Annotated in this window: 1 protein-coding gene; it reads left to right on the forward strand. The window is 44.8% G+C overall.

Features of this window, described 5'->3' with window-relative positions:
• Positions 1-1,591 (forward strand): sulfatase (locus WBA23_RS20185; protein WP_424584085.1); only part of this gene is annotated, 1,591 nt, incomplete at its 5' end.
• Positions 1,592-1,821: the final 230 nt, after the last annotated feature.

Genomic DNA, 1,821 nt, shown 5'->3' on the forward strand with positions numbered 1-1,821 from the left:
CGATACAATTACTATAGCTTTTAACTCTATGCCTTGCCTAACTACTTGTTCAGCATCTATAATATTCGTCATTGTTATATCCTCAATTTCAATCGGTTTTAGCCAAGACAAAACATTAGCCAAACCAAATCCGCCCAACGTACTGATTATTACCGTGGATGACCTAAAGGACTGGGTTGGTTATCTGGACGGGTACGAAGGACAAGTATTCACCCCTAACATTGACCAACTTGCCGGAGAAGGGTTAGCGTTTACCAACGCCCATACCGCAGCCACGGTATGCTGCCCTTCCCGCAACGCATTTATGTTAGGGAAAAGGCCTTCTACTACCGGATTATATAATAATGGACAGTGGTACAAAGCAGTTCTACCCGATGAAATTGCGTTACCCCAGTACTTTAAGATGCACGGCTACTACAGTGCGGGTGCCGGAAAAATCTTTCACCACACCCCCGGTAATAATCCACCCTGCAACTGGGACGAGTTTCAAGATCAAGTGTTTGACGACCCCTGGAATTTCGCGGAATGGAGCACTGAACGCTATTTTCTGAACTACGGTTACCGGGGCCCCATTGTACCCTACCCGGACTGGAAGCCCTTAAACGGAATATATCCGATTCGGCCTGAATTAGATTGGGGACCTATTCCGGGTAAAGAGGCTGATGCATACGGCGACACAAAAGCGGTTCAGTTTGCTCAAGATTTTCTGAGTAGAGCACATACTCAACCCTTTTTTCTGGCGGTGGGTATCTACCGGCCCCACTTGCCGTGGCACGTGCCAAGTAAGTACTACGATCGGTACCCATTATCAGAGATTATTGTACCCGAGTATCGTGAAAATGACTTAGCGGATGTGCCCGAAGCAGGAAAGAAACTGGCCGCCCAGGGTGGTGAAGACTTCTTACAGATTCGGAATGAAAATAAATTGAAAGAAGCAGTACAAGCGTATTTAGCCAGTATCACCTTTGCCGATGATCAAGTAGGGGCCATTCTGGAAAGCCTCGACCAAAGTCAGTACGCTAGCAATACGATCGTCGTGCTGTGGTCCGATCACGGATATCATTTAGGAACCAAAGACCATTGGCATAAGCAGACCCTGTGGGAAGAGTGCACCCGGATTCCTTTCATCATGAAAGTACCTGGTGCTGCTGGGAACGGAAGCGCGTGTTCTGAACCGGTAGATATGACCCACGTTTACCCTACCCTACTCTCGCTGTGCGGCTTACCAGAGAAAACTGATTTGGATGGTCGTGACCTAAGTCGTTTACTGGAAGAACCTGATTCCGAATGGGCGTACCCCGCTATTTCTGAAATAGCCCAAGGAAACGTAGCCGTCCGTTCGCACAACTGGCGGTATATTCAGTATAAAGACGGCTCAGAAGAGCTTTACAATCGAGATCAAGATCCTAATGAATGGAATAACGTAGCTTCTCAAGGAAAATACCGCGCCGAACTTGATCGCCATCGGAACTGGGTTCCTGAACAGTTTGCTCCAGTGCTACCGGGTAAAACAAGCTTTTTCTTTGATCCTTACCACTATACGTGGCTAAAAAAATCTAGCAGTAAATTTATAGATGGAAAGCGGGAATAAAACTTTTACGAAATGAGTTGTACAGGGGATAAAAATTAAGTTATCCACCGAACGGTAAATTAACAGTGGAGAAAATTAGACTAAGAAACCCTTCAAATCTTTAAATTTAAAGAATTTCTTTATTTAATGAATCTACAATGCAGAGAGTGAGGCTCCTGAACTTATATTTTAATATACTGATAGTCAGTGTATTGTAAATAATAATTTACTAAGGTAACCGAATCGTTCAC

Source organism: Tunicatimonas sp. (assembly GCF_049647865.1).
Taxonomy (GTDB): domain Bacteria; phylum Bacteroidota; class Bacteroidia; order Cytophagales; family Cyclobacteriaceae; genus Tunicatimonas.